Source organism: Parabacteroides sp. MSK.9.14 (assembly GCF_019041495.1).
GTDB lineage: Bacteria > Bacteroidota > Bacteroidia > Bacteroidales > Tannerellaceae > Parabacteroides > Parabacteroides merdae.
This window is the reverse complement of record NZ_JAHPXO010000030.1, coordinates 47187-63547: the sequence shown is the minus strand read 5'-3', so window position 1 is coordinate 63547 and position 16361 is coordinate 47187. Positions and strand designations below refer to the sequence as shown.

Here is a 16361-nt window from a genome sequence, read left to right as displayed (position 1 = left end):
ACCCTTACATTCATCAGCTTCTGCTGCATACGGATACAGTCCTTCAAGCGTATACCCTCATTGAATGCCTTGAACGAGAGATGTTCGATGAACGATATGCCGTCTATCTGTATATTATTGACCTTCGCACCGAACTCGACAGACTTGGTTTCCTTGCCTCTGACGATGGGACGTACATAATGACGGCCAATGCTGACGATGCGGTCACCGACTTTCCGCCCTTCAAACATTTCCTTTTCCTATACAAGCTCCTTTCTGATGATGGAAAGACGCTTCTGGTAATCCTGTGTATATCGGAGTAAAGCACCGTACTCGCTATGGATCCCATCCCTTTAACTGAGGAGCTTTTCAAGAAGCTTGATCATACGGCGCTTAAGCATTCTTGTCCTTGAAGCTCTCCTCTTTCTTTTCTTGCAGTAGGACAGATAGAATTCCGCCACATTCCTGTATTTGTTGCACGGACGCCTTATGCTCAGAGATCCCTGCAATGCCGGCATATATGCCTGTAGAGCCATTCGATGCTTTCCCAAAGGAGTTTCATGTCCGTTAGAAAACGCATGTGGCTCTCATAGCATGTGGCATCGGTCATGCAGACGTAAAAGTTATCGAGATAAGGTTTCCAGTGTGAAGCCTGGATATCCTGGAAGGAATCAATGTCAAGGCGGGATGCTATCTCATTACGGATAACACTGACTATCTTGAAGTTGATTATGGGAAACGATGGGTTTATCATGATTCCACAGAACATCTGGTAGTGTATGTTCCCGTTCAGATATTCCACCAGCTGCCTGTCGGAGAATCCGGTGTATGCCTTCAGGACCATAAGGGCGATCTTTGTGGAAGGGCTGAATATGTTCCTACGACCCAGGTGCCGGTCCGACAAGCCTGCGGATTTTACCATACAATCAAACGGAAACAACGAATGAAGCCTGCCAAGCTCACTCTCATGAAAACTCTTGCGATAGTTTTCCAGAATATCAAATTCTGGAAAACCCAAAGTAGAGTGAATTCCTGAAATATTTTGTATCTTCGCCATATCTTAGTTTGGATATTTCCCCCGTTTTGGCCGTCAAATCTTGTTTTCAGGGGAATACCTAAAGATACAAAAAAGCCAATTAACTCACAACACCCTGTGTATGAATTAATTGGCTGATTTTATAATATTTAATGAATGTCCCTATGTATTTTCAGAACAACGGATTAGCCACCTTTTCCTTCAACAAGGCCAAATCGACTACTTGGCGGATATCATCCACATAGTGGAAAGCCAGCCCTTTCAGATAATCGGGCTTAATCTCTTCGATATCTTTCTTATTCTCTTGGCAGAGGATCAGTTCCTTGATTCCGGCACGTTTAGCAGCCAGTATCTTTTCCTTGATACCACCTACCGGAAGAACTTTACCACGCAACGTAATCTCGCCGGTCATAGCCAAGTTACTGCGCACCTTACGCTGCGTAAAGGCTGACACCAATGAAGTGACCATCGTGATACCCGCACTCGGACCATCTTTCGGAATCGCCCCCTCAGGCACATGGATATGGACATTCCAATTTTCAAACATACCTTCGTCGATCCCGAACAGTCCGGCATGCGAATGAATATATTCGAGTGCCAACATGGCAGACTCTTTCATCACGTCACCCAAGTTACCTGTCAAAGTAAGCTTTGAGCCCTTTCCTTTGCTCAAGCTGGATTCCACAAACAGGATTTCACCGCCAACAGCTGTCCAAGCCAATCCGGTTACGACACCCGCATAGTTATTTCCCTGATATTTATCACGGGTATATTCGACTGCACCCAAGTAATCATGCAAATCTTCGGGACGTATCTGTGCCGGAAGTTCTTCGCTGGACGCCAGCTTACGAGCCAACTTACGCATGATCTTGGCAATCTTTTTATCCAATTCGCGCACACCACTCTCACGGGTGTAGGATTCGATGATCGCCTGCAATGTCTTTTTCGGGAACTTCACTTTTCCTTTCGACAAACCGTGAATCTCCAATTGCTTCGGAACTAAATGACGGGCAGCGATTTCTACCTTCTCCTCCATGATATAACCACTCACCTCGATCAACTCCATACGGTCCAACAACGGCTGGGAAATCGTGTTCAGATTATTGGCAGTTGCGATAAACATAACTTTGCTCAAATCATAATCTATATCCAGATAATTATCATGGAATGCATTGTTCTGCTCCGGATCCAACACCTCAAGCAACGCAGAAGCGGGATCGCCCTTGAAATCATTCGTTACCTTGTCGATCTCGTCAAGGATAAACACAGGGTTTGAGGTTCCAGCCTTCTGAAGGTTCTGAATGATACGTCCGGACATCGCACCAATGTAGGTACGACGATGGCCACGTATCTCCGCCTCATCATGCAAACCGCCCAACGAAACTCGGACATACTTACGGTGCAAAGCTTCTGCAACCGATTTTCCCAACGAAGTCTTACCAACTCCCGGAGGTCCATACAGACAGATAATGGGTGACTTCATATCACCTTTCAGTTTCAACACCGCCAAATGTTCAATGATGCGCTCTTTCACCTTCTCCAACCCGTAGTGATCGCGATCCAAGACTTTCTGTGCATGGGCAAGATTGAAATTATCCTTGCTGTATTCGTTCCATGGCAGATTGACAATCGCCTGCACATATTGCGTCTGGATAGAGAAATCCGGAGATTGCGGATGCAGGCGCTCCAACTTGCGCACCTCCTTCTCAAACGTTTCAGCTACAGCCGGCGACCATTTTTTCTTGGCAGCTTTCTCTCGCAATTCCCTTATTTCCAAATCATTGATATTTCCTCCTAGCTCTTCCTGAATTGTCTTGATCTGCTGCTGAAGAAAGTATTCCTTCTGTTGCTGGTTAATATCCTCGTGCGTCTTCATCTGGATGGACGTCTTCAGTTCCACCAACTGATACTCCCGGTTCAGGATGAACAAAAGACGGTACGCACGATCTTTCAAGTTACCAATCAACAACAAATCTTGTTTTTCAGACGATCCGTTGGGAACATTGCAACAAGAGAAATTGATTAGGTAGAGAATATTTTTATTATTCTTTATTGAAAATATCAAGTCGCGAGGCGGTTCAGAGGCAGCTCCGAGCATCTTGATCGTCAAATCCTTGATAGTCGAAACAAGCGCCTCGAACTCACGGTCGGACTTGTCCGGCATGACGTCTTCGAGCAATTTGATCTTTCCGATCAGGTAAGGATCATAAGCAGAAAGCTCTTCCAATTGGAAACGCTTCTTACCTTGCAGGATCACGGTTGTTGTTCCGTCGGGCATTTCGAGCACGCGGACAATATCGGCCACAACTCCCGTCGCATACAAATCTTCTATCTTCGGATCTTCCGTATTCATATCCTTCTGGCAAACCACTCCGATCAGACTTTTCTTGTGGGCGGCCTCCTTGATCAGGCGCATAGATTTAGGGCGGCCTATCATCACCGGCATAGCTACACCCGGAAACAGTACCATATTCCGAAGCGGAAGAATGGGCAATTCCTCTCCCACTTTCTCCATTCCTTCAGTAAAATCTTCATCAACATCGCAATCTGTGAGGATAGGCATTACGATACCAATATTATCATCCAAGTCGTTATACGACTCCTCGGCAAACATCGTTACTTTATCTTTCTTCATATATTCTTTGTCATAGTTGCGGAATATTCTTATATCGCCCGCAATTCTTCATTTATACAATAAACGTGCCAAAGTTACTATTTTTAACTCAATTCTGACTACTTTTGCACAAAACAATTGACAATGACAATGGACAATTATTCAGTCCACTCCAATTGTCAATTATCAATTATCAATTGCTATGTCAAATCCTTTTTTCCAATTCAAACAGTTTACCATCCGTCATGACAAATGTGCGATGAAAGTAGGAACCGACGGAGTTCTGCTTGGCGCATGGGCCGGAACGGAATCGTGCAGCCGCATATTGGACGTCGGGACAGGAACCGGACTGATCGCACTGATGCTGGCACAACGCAGCAAGGCGGTTGTCGACGCTATTGACATAGATGCCGATGCCTGTCTTCAAGCACAAGAAAATGCAGAATCTTCCCTTTTTGCAGGACGGATAAATGTCTTTCATTCCGACTTGGCCGATTTTGCACAAGCCAGCACGCATCTATATGGCCTGATTGTATCCAACCCTCCTTACTTCGTCGATTCATTGAAATGCCCGAACCTACAACGGAACACGGCCCGCCACACCGATACGCTGACATTAGAAGATTTGTTGCAGTACAGTCGCAAACTGCTTGCTCCACAAGGACGTATTGCCCTTATCCTGCCTTACGACCAGAAAGATCGTCTTACGGATTGTATTCAAACACAAAATCTATTTCTTTCGAAGGAAGTCTCCGTCATCCCCGTACCCGATGCACAACCGAAACGACTGTTGGCCGAACTGACATCAGAGCCACCCGCCTCTCCCGCCTTCTCCGATCGGCTGACCATCGAGATTGCAAGACATCGGTATACTGACGAATATATCAATCTAACCAAAGACTTTTATCTAAAGATGTAAGGGAGTTTCTTATCGAAAAAACGGGTTACTTCACCAAACAGATTCTGTACCTCCTCCGTAAAAGAAACAGTTTCCGGAGTCAATACGTTCAATGATTTGGGAAGAACGGAGATTTCGATCCGGCTGTCCGCCATGATCGGCTCTCCGTCCAGATGCATGACTCCTGGATTCTGACGGATGATAGTCACCTCTTTTCCTTTGAATGTCTTGATCTTGCTGTTACGGTCGATCTGTTTCGTAAACAACTGAATAGCCAACGGTGCAATGTCCAGCGGACCGAAAGGGGAAAGGATTGTAATATCCATTTTGCCATCCTGGATATTGGCATGAGGAGCGATAAACGCATTGTTACCATACTGCGAAGCATTCCCGCAAGCCACCAAAAACGCCTTTTCCTTAACCGTCTGGTTATCGATCAAAAGTTCATAAGGTTCGGGTTTGTAGCTCAGATATTCCTCCACCGTGTTTTTTATATAAGTAAGCGACCCGCGACGTTTCTCACCGGCAAACTTCTGGCTGACCGCCGCATCGAAACCGACTCCGCAGGTACAGAAAAAGATACGTCCGTTCGCCTTGCAACAGTCGATTGTCGAGACGTGCCCCTTTATGATCAGGTCGATCGCCCGGCGTACATCCATCGGAATATGCAATTCACGAGCCAGGCCGTTGCCGGAACCTTTCGGGATAATCCCCAGCACGGCATCCGAACGGAGCATGGCGCGGGCAATCTCGTTCACAGTCCCGTCTCCCCCGACGGCAATCACACAATTGGCTCCTTTATCGAGGGCTTGCCGCGTCAGTTCGCTGGCATGTCCGGGATATTCCGTAAAAGAAATTTCAACACAACAATTTTCGCCCGCAAAAGCGGTTTCAATCATTTTCGGAATCTTTCTTTTCGAACCGACACCCGAAATCGGATTTATAATGGCCTGTATATTGATTGTTTGTCCCTCCATTCTCACTGCTACTTACTTTGAGAGGACAAAAATAATGCTTTTGTAAAACTTTTAAAGCATTTCGGCTACTATAAGTTATTTTTTTACTACTTTTGCGGCTGGATTTGCCGAAACATAGATATTATGTAGTAAGCAGACCTGGGTTCTTTTAGAATAACAACGTAGCGAGAAAATCATTCTCTGTTAATTATAATATGAAACTTTTACAAGAGAAACTATCAAAGTACGATGCACCTCAGCGGGCTATGGCCGCAGGAATTTATCCATACTTCAGAATGATTGAAAGTGATCAGGATACGGAAGTAATGATCAGCGGTAAAAAAGTCCTGATGTTTGGTTCTAACGCCTATTTGGGCCTGACAAACCATCCGAAAGTAAAAGAGGCGGCTATTGATGCCATTAAGAAATATGGTACAGGTTGTGCCGGTTCGCGTTTCCTGAACGGGACGTTGGATTTGCACATTCAGTTGGAAAAACGTCTGGCCGAATTTGTCGGAAAAGAAGATGCCATTGTTTATTCTACGGGATTTCAGGTAAACTTGGGTGTTGTATCCTGCCTGACAGGACGTGAAGACTATATCATTTGGGACGAGCTAGACCATGCATCCATCATCGAAGGACACCGTCTTTCCTTCTCTACCAAACTGAAATATAAGCATAATGATATGGAGTCCTTAGAAAAGCAACTCCAGAAATGCGAACCCGACAAGGTAAAGCTGATCGTTATCGACGGTGTATTCAGTATGGAAGGTGACATTGCCAAATTACCGGAAATCGTTGCGTTAGCCAAAAAGTATAACGCAAGCATAATGGTAGACGAAGCCCACGGTTTGGGTGTTCTGGGCGATCACGGTCGTGGAACCTGTAATCATTTCGGAGTAACAGACGATGTAGACCTGATTATGGGTACATTCAGTAAGTCGCTTGCTTCCATCGGCGGTTTCATCGCTTCGGACAAAGAGACGATCAACTATCTCCGCCATAACTCCCGCTCTTATATATTCAGTGCAAGTAATACTCCAGCAGCTACAGCTGCGGCCGGCGCAGCACTCGATATTATGCTGAGCGAACCGGAACGCATCGAACACCTGTGGAAACTTACCCACTATGCCTTGGATGGATTTCGTAATATGGGGTGCGAAATCGGCCATACCTCAACACCGATCATTCCATTGTTTATCCGTAACAACGACCTGACATTCCTGATCGTAAAGGAATTGTTCGAAGCCGGTATTTTCGTAAATCCAGTCGTATCTCCGGCTGTTGCGCCTGAAGATACGCTGATCCGCTTCTCACTGATGGCGACTCACACAATTGAACAGCTCGACTACGCATTAGAAGCAATTCACAAAGTATTTAAAAGTCACGGTCTGGTCAAATAAATCAGCATGGACAAATTAATACCAAAAAGGGCAAAACGGAACATTCTGTTTTGCCCTTTCTCTTTATAATTCATTCTTCATTTGCTACGAACCAAATATTTTGACTATTTTTGCGTAATTGTACGCACTATAAATACACTATATATACCAGACAAATGGATTTTAAATTAAATACAGGAAGTTGCTGCATGGGTAAAAAAGGATGCAGCAAGATACAAAATAATAAACTGAACACCTACGACTGGCTTTGCGACGTGCCCGATGCGGCAAACGCTACCGATTACGTGGAAGTGCAGTTTAAAAATACCCGCAAAGGGTATTACCTCAACAGTTCCAAGATACCTCTGGAAAAAGGAGATTTAGTCGCAGTGGAAGCCAGCCCAGGGCATGACATCGGGACTGTGACACTGACCGGCAAGCTCGTCCTTCTCCAGATGAAAAAGAACAATGTCCGCACTGGCGAAGGCAATGAACCTAAAAAGGTGTATCGTAAAGCCAAACCGACCGATATCGAGAAATACGAAGAGGCGAAGGCCAAGGAACACGCCACAATGATCCGTTCGCGCCAGATCGCTGCCGATTTGGGACTGAATATGAAGATCGGGGATGTGGAATACCAGGGTGACGGCAATAAGGCGATCTTTTATTACATTGCCGACGAGCGTGTCGACTTCCGCCAGTTGATCAAAGTACTCGCCGAAGCATTCCGTGTCCGCATCGAAATGAAACAGATTGGTGCCCGCCAGGAAGCCGGACGCATCGGAGGTATCGGCCCCTGTGGGCGCGAGTTGTGCTGTTCAAGCTGGATGACGAGTTTCGTATCTGTAGCCACCGGAGCCGCCCGCTATCAGGATATATCCATGAATCCCCAGAAATTGGCCGGCCAATGCGCCAAGCTGAAATGCTGCATCAACTATGAAGTGGACGCCTATGTGGAAGCGCAAAAACGCTTACCGTCCCGTGAAGTGGTGCTGGAAACAAAGGACAATACCTATTATCACTTTAAAACGGATATCTTCAAACGGGAAATCACCTACTCTACCGATAAATCGTTCGCGGCCAACCTGATTACAATCCCAGCCAACCGCGCCTTCGATGTGATCAACATGAACAAGAAAGGCATGAAGCCTGTCACGCTCGAAGCCGATACCAAGCCGCAACCGCCCAAACGCGATGCGCAGGATATCCTGGGGCAAGACAGTGTTACCCGTTTCGATGCTTCCCTGAAAAAGAAGAAAAAGAAACGCAACGGAAACGGCAACAAGGAAAACCTGCCGAAAGAAGCCGCTGCCAACACCGGCAACGAAGGGAACAGCAAACCTTTCAACGGAGAAAAAGCGAACGGCAACACCGGCAACGAAAATAAAAACGGCAAAGGAAACGGGAACAGAAACGGAAACCGCAACCGTAACAGCGGAAACCGGGAGAACAACCGCGAACGGGAGAACCGCGAAAACAACCGTAACAGACCGCGTCCGAACCGAGTAAATAACGATAAGCAACCGAATAATGACAAACCTCAGCAACAAGCTAAGCCTGCTGCCAAACCGGAAAGCAAGCCGGACACAAAGCCGGAAGCTTAAAGGAGTCATTGCCGCACTGACTTGTTCTCTGTTCTTTTCCTGCGAAAACCCAGCCTTGTACGACCAATACCAGGCGATCAACAATATCACGTGGGAAAAGGACAAGGAATACTATTTCACCTTCGAGGTGAAAGATATATCTGTTCCTTACGACCTGACACTGGAAGTAAGGAACAATAACTTGTACCCCTATCAGAACTTATGGCTTTTCTGCAGTGAAGAGCAGCCGATCGGCCCGCTCCGCCGGGACACCATCGAATGCATGCTTGCCGACGAATTCGGCAAATGGCACGGACATGGCATTTCCTTATACCAAAGCAGTTTTCCCATTCATTCGCAATATAAGTTTCCGCATGCCGGACAATATACGTTCAGTTTCCGCCAAGGGATGCGCGACGATGCTTTGAAAGGAATACAAGAAATCGGTTTCTCGGTTCGCCCGACCAAGTGAGCAGCCCTTAGCCCTACCGTTCCCTCCTGGATGCATCCAAGCGAAGGAAGATAAAAAGCAGGATCGTGAATCCCCAAAGGGAAGAACCGCCGTAGCTAAAAAAAGGCAACGGAATGCCGATCACAGGTGTAAGCCCCGTCACCATCCCTATATTAATGGCCAAATGGAAGAAAAAGATAGAAGCGACACTATAGCCGTACACCCGGTTGAAAGTGGAACTTTGCCGCTCCGCCAACACAATCAGGCGCAGGATCAGAAATCCGAACAACAATAAGACCGCAGAAGCCCCGATGAACCCTTGTTCTTCACCTACCGTACAAAAGATAAAGTCGGTATCCTGCTCTGGAACATACTTCAGTTTGGTCTGCGTACCGTTCAGAAAGCCTTTTCCGGTAAGTCCACCAGAACCGATCGCGATCTTCGACTGATTCACATTATAGCCGGCACCGCTCGGATCATCTTCCAATCCCAATGAAACCTTGATACGTATCTGTTGATGCGGTTCCAGGATATCGGTAAACACATAATCCACCGAATACATAAAAGCCAATGATCCCAATGCAAAAACTGCGATCAACACATAATGCCACGCCCAGTTGCGGATAGAAAGAAAAACCAGATAACAGGCAACCAGCAAGATCACCCCGATCGATATCAGGGAATAATCGACCGGCATAAAGAAAGAAGCGGCATACCCTCCTAAACAAGCAACACCCGCAGTCCCCAATATCACCTGTATTGCACGGGTATCTTTCCTTTCTATCTGTATCAGGATAACCGTGATCAACAGGATCAGAAAAGAGACAAGCAACTCTCCCACCGCCGTATCTCCCACCGTCACATCCGAAAACTTCATGCTGGTGACAAAAAAGACAACCGCGCAGACTCCCGACAAAAGAATATATCCCGACATCCCCTCCCGATATAACATCAAGAAGAAAGCCAAGTAGACCAGTGCCGAACCTGTCTCTTGCTGCAGCAGGATGCAAATCATCGGCAGAAATATTAGCGACAAGACGGCTATAAAGTTTTTAGGAACAGTCAGCTTGAAACCATAGGTATTCATCAGCTTCGCGACAGCAAGTGCCGTCGCAAACTTGGCAAACTCAGCCGGCTGCAACCTGACAGGTCCCAAAACAAGCCACGAATGGGAACCTTTTATGTTCGGAGCCAGAAAAATCGTAGCAATCAGCAACACGATGAAACCGGCATATATCAGATAGGCAAAAACATCAAAAAACTCACTCTCAAGCATCAAGAGCACAAAGATCAACCCTACCGACAATCCCATCCACATCAACTGCGAACCGGGACGGCCCGACGGGTCAAATAACCCCACGTTATCGAATTCATAACTAGCACCACAGATGCTGAACCAGCCGGCAACGACCAACACCACATAAAGGATAATCGTCAACCAGTCAACCGTCTTCCATATTTCCGTCTTCCTATAACTCACGATTCGGTAAAGATAAAACGTTTGGCGATACAACCGCATTCGACATCGTCTCTTCCAGCAACTTGTTCTCCTCCGAGATTTCGCCTTTCAGATACTTCTCCATCATCAATTTGCCGATCGGCACGCCGTAGGTCGCACCGAAACCACCATTCTCCACATACACGCAGATGGCCACCTTCGGATTCCGATAAGGAGCAAAACCGATAAAAGCTGAGTGATCTTTCCCATGCGGATTTTCGGCCGTACCAGTCTTGCCGCAGACTTCGATATCCGTTATAGCCGCTCCCCGACAAGTTCCGCCTATAACGGCATTCCTCATACCTTCGGCTACGATTTCATAATTTTTGCGTTCCACCATCGTGTACCGTTTATCCGTATAAAGGGAATCCAGCGGGGTGTCCTGTACCTCCTTCACGACATGCGGAGTAATAAAATATCCCCGGTTAGCGATGGTTGCCGCCAAATTACAAATCTGCAATGGCGTAGCCAACACTTCACCCTGCCCGATCGCAATAGAAATGACGGTACTGGAACTCCAACGTTTACCGTGATATTTATTATAATACTCGCTATTCGGCAAAAAGCCTCTATTTTCCCCAGGCAGGTCAATGCCCAACTTATAACCGTATCCCATAGATACCAAGTAATTCTTCCAAACTTCAAACGCCTCTCCCACACTCGAATAACGCCGACGGCTATCGATCATATCACGCAACCCCCAACAAAAAAAGGAGTTGCAGGAAGTAGCCAGCGCATAAGTCACATTCAGAGGAGAAGCATGGCCGTGGCAGGCCGGTTTGCCGTTCCGAGCCCCTGTATATCCATGTGCACAAGTATACAAGGTTTCTGTCGTAATCACTTCCTCCTGAAGGAAAGTCAACGCCTGTGTCGGCTTGAATGTCGATCCCGGCGGATAACGCCCCATGATGGCACGATCCAGCAAAGGCTTGTCCGAATTTTTCGACAGCATGATATGGTTCTTTCCCCGCTGGCGACCGACCAACAAGTTTGGATCATAAGAAGGCGAAGAAACCAGACACAGAACCTCCCCGGTTTCCGGCTCGATCATGACAATGCTACCCCTCTTGTTCTGCATCAGCTTCTCACCCAAAGCCTGCAAATCCATATCGATCGAAAGCGTCAGGTTCTTACCAGACACGGGAGCCACATCGTGGCGGCCTTCTTCATACCGCCCTTTTATACGTCCATGCGCATCACGCAACAGAATCTCCACACCCTTAACGCCGCGCAAAGCCTCTTCGTAAGACAATTCCACACCTGAACGTCCGGCATTATCTCCCTGCACATAATAAGGATCTTTCTCGATATCCCCCTGGTTCACCTCCCCAATATTACCCAACAGATGGGCTCCATAAGGATATTCATATTCCCGGATTGTACGGTTCTGAATATAAAAACCCGGAAATTTATACAGTTTTTCCTGCAAAACACCGCATTCCTGTGCGGAGAGGTGATTCATGAACACCTGCGGGACATAGGAAGAATAGCCGGGATTCAACCGCCTGTTCTTAATTTCAGCTATACGTTTTACAAACAGCTCTTTTGTAATACCGAGGATATTGCAGAAATCAAGCGTATCGAACGGTTGAATCTCACGCATAACCAACATGACTTCATAAGAAGGCTGGTTATAAACCAGCAGCTTCCCGTTGCGATCATAAATGATACCCCTGGAAGGGATCAGTGTCTTTTTCAGAAACGCATTGCTGTCTGCCCACGCTTTATAGTCGCTGTCCACTACTTGCAGAAAGAACAAACGAATGATAAAGATGAGAACCAACAGAACAACGGCGCCACCAATCACGAAACGCCTGTTCTCAAGAGTATACTTCGTATTAATCTCCACTTTTCTGGGACCCTATATTGAATGCTTCTATTGTACAAATTAACAAGGTTGTCGTCACCACACTCGCCGCGATGCGGATCGCCAGGAACAGCGGATCGAATAATGTCAACGACTCAATCAAAAACAACGCCACATGATGAATCACGACAAAAAGCAGCGTATAGCGGAAAAAACCGCCATATCCGAACGTTTTGTAAGAGGGATTAATCCCTTCCGGCAGGTCTTTTCCCATCAATAACTGAATTAACGAGTGACGGATAAAACCGGCCAGCGTACAAGCAAACGCATGCATTCCCGGCGTATTTGAAAAAACATCAATCGTCAACCCGATCAGAAAAGAGAAAAACACCACATTCGTCCGTGAGCTCCCCACTGGCATTTTCAGTATGAAATAAAGATACAAGAACGGCGTTGCCACACGCAGGAAATGGATATTGTTCAGGATCAAAACCTGAACCAACACCAGCACCACAAAATAAATGAAGCCCCGCAGTATATTGTTAATCATTCTTTTTCGCCTCCCGTTCTGTATTTTTTTGCTCTGCCTGACGATAGTTCTTTATGATACGCACATTATTCAAGGCCTGGAAATCAGTAGCCAATTCCACTTCAAGCGAATAAAAGTTATCATCATGCTGTTTCTCGAAATTCACGACTTTACCCACAATAATCCCAGACGGGAAAATGGCGGAATAACCGCTCGTCACGATCGTATCTCCTTTCTCAAACTCCACGTGGCGCGGCAACTCGTCCAGATTGGCAAAACGCGCATTACGCCCGTTCCAGCTCAACGTTCCGAAATAACTACTCCCCAACACCTTGCAGCTCAGTTTGAACTTCGGATTCAACAGAGGGATTACAACGGAAAAATGGTCGGAAACCGTCGACACAATTCCCACGACACCCCGTTCAGACACAACTCCCATGTCCGGCTCCACTCCATCCTTACGGCCTTTGTTCACCGTAATATAATTGGATAAATACGTAACACTGTTGTTCACGACATCCGCCATCACAAAACTATACGGAAACTGTCCGGTCGAGTCAGGTGCAAAACCGACAAACAGAGCAGTGTCGGCCCGCATCATCTCCAACTGGTCCTGCAACTCTAGCAACTCCATTTCAAGTTGTCCGTTACGCTCCAGAAGCTCCCGATTTATATCACGCAGGTTCAGGTAGGAAGTAACAAAGCCGGAAACAGAAGTAATATGTCCGGTTATCACATTTGCCGAACTGAACATAATGTTCCGTTGATATGCATTATTGCGATAAACCAACGTCAACGATATGATCTCTAGCAAAATGAATAGGAACCAATGCCTCTTTCTGACTAAAAAATCCAGGAGTTTACGCATAATCAGTTGAAAATTGAAAGTTGAAAGTTGAAAGTTGAATATTCAGCAAGTACACCACTTGTTTACTTTCAACTTTCAACTCTCAACTTTCAACTTATATTTACCGGATAAGGAAATTAAACTTGTCGATATTCTTCAACGCAATCCCCGTACCTCTTGCTACTGCATGCAAAGGATCGTCTGCCACGTGAAATTCGATCCCCATCTTGTCGCGCAAACGTTTGTCGATACCACGCAGCAAAGCGCCGCCACCGGCCAGATAGATGCCGTTTTTTACGATATCGGCATACAATTCAGGAGGCGTCTGTTCCAACGCGCTCAGAACGGCGGCTTCAATCTTTGAAATCGACTTGTCCAAACAATGTGCGATTTCCTGGTAGGAAACAGGCACTTTCATCGGCAGAGCCGTCATCTGGTTCGGACCGCAGACTTCAAAATCTTCAGGAGCGTCCTCGAGGATACTTAAAGCGGAGCCGACATTGATCTTGATACGCTCCGCCATACGTTCGCTGACGCGTATATTATGCTGGCGGCGCATATATTCCACAATATCGTTCGTCAAGTCGTCGCCTGCCATCTTGATAGACTTGTTGGAAACGATCCCCCCCAACGAAATCACCGCGATCTCGGTCGTACCGCCACCTATGTCTACAATCATGTTTCCTTCCGGAGCAAGCACATCCATGCCGACCCCGATAGCGGCTGCCATCGGTTCGAAAACCATATATACCTCACGGCCACCGGCATGTTCGGCAGAGTCGCGGACGGCACGGATTTCCACTTCCGTACTACCCGACGGGATACCGATCACCATACGGAGCGAAGGAGCGAACCAGCGTTTGCGTCCGCTGGCCATTTTGATCAATCCACGCATCATCTGCTCGGCAGCGTAGAAGTCGGCAATGACACCTTCGCGGAGCGGACGGATCGTACGAATATTCGGATTGGTCTTTTCGTACATCTCACGTGCCTGGCGCCCTACCGCCAGCACCTTTTCCGAACGAGCATCCAGAGCGATTACGGAAGGCTCATCCACTACCATCTTATCGTTGCAGGTTATAATGGTATTGGCAGTCCCCAAGTCCATTGCCAATTCTTGTGTGAAAGAAAATAATCCCATTTTTTGATTTCTGATTTATCATTTATGATTTATAACCTATAAACTTATGACTCACAAACAGACTGAAAACCCAATCAACTATAAATCATAAATCATAAATATTCCAATTAGTGTTTAAAATGACGAATACCCGTCTTGACCATAGCCAAACCATGTTCGTTGCAATAATCAACGGACAGCTTGTCGTTAATAGAACCTCCCGGCTGGATAACGGCGGTGATACCGGCTTTGTCGGCAATTTCCACACAGTCGGCAAACGGGAAAAACGCATCCGAAGCCATAACAGCGCCATTCAGGTCGAAATTGAATGAAACGGCCTTCTCAATAGCTTGCTTCAGAGAGTCCACACGTGAAGTTTGTCCGATACCGCTTGCACAAAGCTGTTTGTTCTTCACCAGTGTGATCGCGTTAGACTTGCTGTTCTTCACGATCTTGTTGGCGAACAACAAGTCTTCCACTTCTGGAGCCGTCGGTTTCTTTTCCGTCATCGGTTCCAGATCGGCTTCTCCTTGAATGCTAAGGTCTTTTTCCTGCATCAACACGCCGTTCAACAATGAACGGAACTGCATCGGACAAGTCTTGCATTCCTTACGGACCAATATGATACGATTTTTCTTTTGTTTCAAGACTTCAAGGGCATCGGCATCATAAGCCGGAGCGATGATCACCTCGAAGAAAATCTTATTGATTTCTTCCGCCACTTCCTTGTTTACAGTCGTGTTCGTAATCAAGATTCCGCCGAAGGCAGACACCGGGTCACCAGCCAAAGCATCTTTCCAGGCATCCACCACGTTACCGCGAGATGCGATACCACAGGCATTGTTATGTTTTAGGATGGCGAACGTCAGTTCGTCGAATTCGTCAATCAGGTTTACAGCAGAGTCAATGTCGAGCAGGTTGTTGTAAGAGATTTCCTTACCATGCAACTGGTCAAACATATTATCGAATTTGCCATAGAACTTGGCAGCCTGGTGCGGGTTTTCACCGTAGCGCAAGTGCATCGGATCATCCACGGCAGCACGGAAATGCGAGCCTTGGCGGTCGTCGAAATAATTGAAGATTGCAGAATCATAGCCTGAAGAAACGGCAAACGCTTCTTTGGCAAACCATTTGCGGTCTTCGATAGAAGTTTCAGCCCCTTTTTCGTTCAGCAATTGCATCAACGGCTGATACTGGGCTTTAGATGCTACAATCACTACATCTTTAAAGTTCTTTGCAGCGGCACGGATAAGAGAAATACCGCCTATATCTATCTTTTCGATAATTGCCTGTTCTTCCGCACCGGAAGCAACTGTTTCCTCGAACGGATACAGGTCGACAATCACCAAGTCTATTTCAGGAATTTCATATTGGGCAATCTGGGCCTGGTCACCTTCATTATCACGACGGTTCAAAATACCACCGAACACTTTCGGGTGAAGCGTCTTCACACGTCCGCCCAGGATAGAAGGATAGCCGGTCAGGTCCTCTACTGCATCACACGGGAGTCCCAGCTCTTCTATAAACTTCTGAGTACCACCCGTCGACACAAAACTCACACCTTCGCGGTGGAGCTTCTTCAAAATTTCATCTAATCCATCTTTATGGTATACCGATACCAATGCACGTTTAATACGTTTTGTTGCAGCCATCTTTGTTGG

The 16361-nt window shown here is 46.6% G+C and carries 12 protein-coding genes and 1 pseudogene; 4 read left to right on the top strand and 9 right to left on the bottom strand.

Annotation, left to right across the window (positions count from 1 at the left end; genetic code table 11):
* Nucleotides 1-1036 (bottom strand): annotated as a pseudogene (locus KTG12_RS15490) (transposase); the annotation flags it as partial.
* Nucleotides 1037-1187: 151 nt separating this feature from the next.
* Nucleotides 1188-3650 carry an endopeptidase La gene (lon, locus tag KTG12_RS15485; RefSeq protein ID WP_138272982.1) on the bottom strand — a complete coding sequence of 821 codons (2463 nt, stop codon included), beginning with the start codon at nt 3648-3650 and terminating at the stop codon, nt 1188-1190.
* Nucleotides 3651-3831: 181 nt separating this feature from the next.
* On the opposite strand from lon, the gene KTG12_RS15480 reads away from it, so the two are divergent.
* Nucleotides 3832-4548, top strand: coding sequence for a tRNA1(Val) (adenine(37)-N6)-methyltransferase (locus KTG12_RS15480; RefSeq protein WP_022321980.1), 717 nt, complete (start codon nt 3832-3834; stop codon nt 4546-4548).
* Here the strand turns inward: KTG12_RS15480 and KTG12_RS15475 are convergent.
* A complete protein-coding gene (locus KTG12_RS15475) occupies nt 4533-5504 on the bottom strand; it encodes a diacylglycerol kinase family protein (RefSeq protein ID WP_046451892.1) in 972 nt (323 codons plus the stop codon). The two genes, KTG12_RS15480 and KTG12_RS15475, sit on opposite strands and share 16 nt — an antisense overlap.
* 194 nt (nt 5505-5698) lie before the next feature.
* Between KTG12_RS15475 and KTG12_RS15470 the strand changes: the two genes are divergently transcribed.
* The 3 genes from KTG12_RS15470 (at nt 5699) to KTG12_RS15460 (ending at nt 8920) form a co-directional block, all read left to right on the top strand.
* Nucleotides 5699-6886 carry an aminotransferase class I/II-fold pyridoxal phosphate-dependent enzyme gene (locus tag KTG12_RS15470; protein WP_005640975.1) on the top strand — a complete coding sequence of 396 codons (1188 nt, stop codon included), beginning with the start codon at nt 5699-5701 and terminating at the stop codon, nt 6884-6886.
* Nucleotides 6887-7041: 155 nt separating this feature from the next.
* Nucleotides 7042-8469 carry a regulatory iron-sulfur-containing complex subunit RicT gene (locus KTG12_RS15465; RefSeq protein WP_046451891.1) on the top strand — a complete coding sequence of 476 codons (1428 nt, stop codon included), beginning with the start codon at nt 7042-7044 and terminating at the stop codon, nt 8467-8469.
* A complete protein-coding gene (locus KTG12_RS15460) occupies nt 8396-8920 on the top strand; it encodes a gliding motility lipoprotein GldH (protein ID WP_046451890.1) in 525 nt (174 codons plus the stop codon). The genes KTG12_RS15465 and KTG12_RS15460 overlap by 74 nt, the downstream gene beginning before the upstream one ends.
* A 13-nt stretch (nt 8921-8933) precedes the next feature.
* Here KTG12_RS15460 and rodA read toward each other — a convergent pair whose 3' ends face one another.
* The 6 genes from rodA to purH all read right to left on the bottom strand — a co-directional run bounded on the left by rodA (nt 8934) and on the right by purH (nt 16352).
* On the bottom strand, nt 8934-10379 hold the full coding sequence (gene rodA, locus KTG12_RS15455) for a rod shape-determining protein RodA (RefSeq protein ID WP_371744995.1): 1446 nt from the start codon (nt 10377-10379) through the stop codon (nt 8934-8936).
* Nucleotides 10369-12246, bottom strand: coding sequence for a penicillin-binding protein 2 (gene mrdA / locus KTG12_RS15450; RefSeq protein WP_005640981.1), 1878 nt, complete (start codon nt 12244-12246; stop codon nt 10369-10371). Before mrdA ends, rodA begins: the two co-directional genes overlap by 11 nt.
* Nucleotides 12236-12754 carry a rod shape-determining protein MreD gene (gene mreD, locus KTG12_RS15445; RefSeq protein ID WP_005640984.1) on the bottom strand — a complete coding sequence of 173 codons (519 nt, stop codon included), beginning with the start codon at nt 12752-12754 and terminating at the stop codon, nt 12236-12238. The genes mrdA and mreD overlap by 11 nt, the downstream gene beginning before the upstream one ends.
* Nucleotides 12747-13601, bottom strand: coding sequence for a rod shape-determining protein MreC (mreC, locus tag KTG12_RS15440; RefSeq protein WP_005640985.1), 855 nt, complete (start codon nt 13599-13601; stop codon nt 12747-12749). Before mreC ends, mreD begins: the two co-directional genes overlap by 8 nt.
* A gap of 100 nt (nt 13602-13701) precedes the next feature.
* Nucleotides 13702-14721, bottom strand: coding sequence for a rod shape-determining protein (locus KTG12_RS15435; RefSeq protein ID WP_005640987.1), 1020 nt, complete (start codon nt 14719-14721; stop codon nt 13702-13704).
* A 107-nt stretch (nt 14722-14828) separates the two neighbouring features.
* On the bottom strand, nt 14829-16352 hold the full coding sequence (gene purH / locus KTG12_RS15430) for a bifunctional phosphoribosylaminoimidazolecarboxamide formyltransferase/IMP cyclohydrolase (RefSeq protein WP_005640988.1): 1524 nt from the start codon (nt 16350-16352) through the stop codon (nt 14829-14831).
* Nucleotides 16353-16361 lie beyond the last annotated feature (9 nt).

Bases quoted from the DNA above. Each gene is read 5' to 3' on its own strand.
- KTG12_RS15475 (WP_046451892.1), bottom strand. From the start codon at position 5,504: ATGGAGGGACAAACAATCAATATACAGGCCATTATAAATCCGATTTCG.
- mreC (WP_005640985.1), bottom strand. From the start codon at position 13,601: ATGCGTAAACTCCTGGATTTTTTAGTCAGAAAGAGGCATTGGTTCCTA.
- KTG12_RS15480 (WP_022321980.1), top strand. From the start codon at position 3,832: ATGTCAAATCCTTTTTTCCAATTCAAACAGTTTACCATCCGTCATGAC.
- KTG12_RS15465 (WP_046451891.1), top strand. From the start codon at position 7,042: ATGGATTTTAAATTAAATACAGGAAGTTGCTGCATGGGTAAAAAAGGA.
- lon (WP_138272982.1), bottom strand. From the start codon at position 3,650: ATGAAGAAAGATAAAGTAACGATGTTTGCCGAGGAGTCGTATAACGAC.
- KTG12_RS15470 (WP_005640975.1), top strand. From the start codon at position 5,699: ATGAAACTTTTACAAGAGAAACTATCAAAGTACGATGCACCTCAGCGG.
- purH (WP_005640988.1), bottom strand. From the start codon at position 16,352: ATGGCTGCAACAAAACGTATTAAACGTGCATTGGTATCGGTATACCAT.
- KTG12_RS15460 (WP_046451890.1), top strand. From the start codon at position 8,396: ATGACAAACCTCAGCAACAAGCTAAGCCTGCTGCCAAACCGGAAAGCA.
- KTG12_RS15435 (WP_005640987.1), bottom strand. From the start codon at position 14,721: ATGGGATTATTTTCTTTCACACAAGAATTGGCAATGGACTTGGGGACT.
- mreD (WP_005640984.1), bottom strand. From the start codon at position 12,754: ATGATTAACAATATACTGCGGGGCTTCATTTATTTTGTGGTGCTGGTG.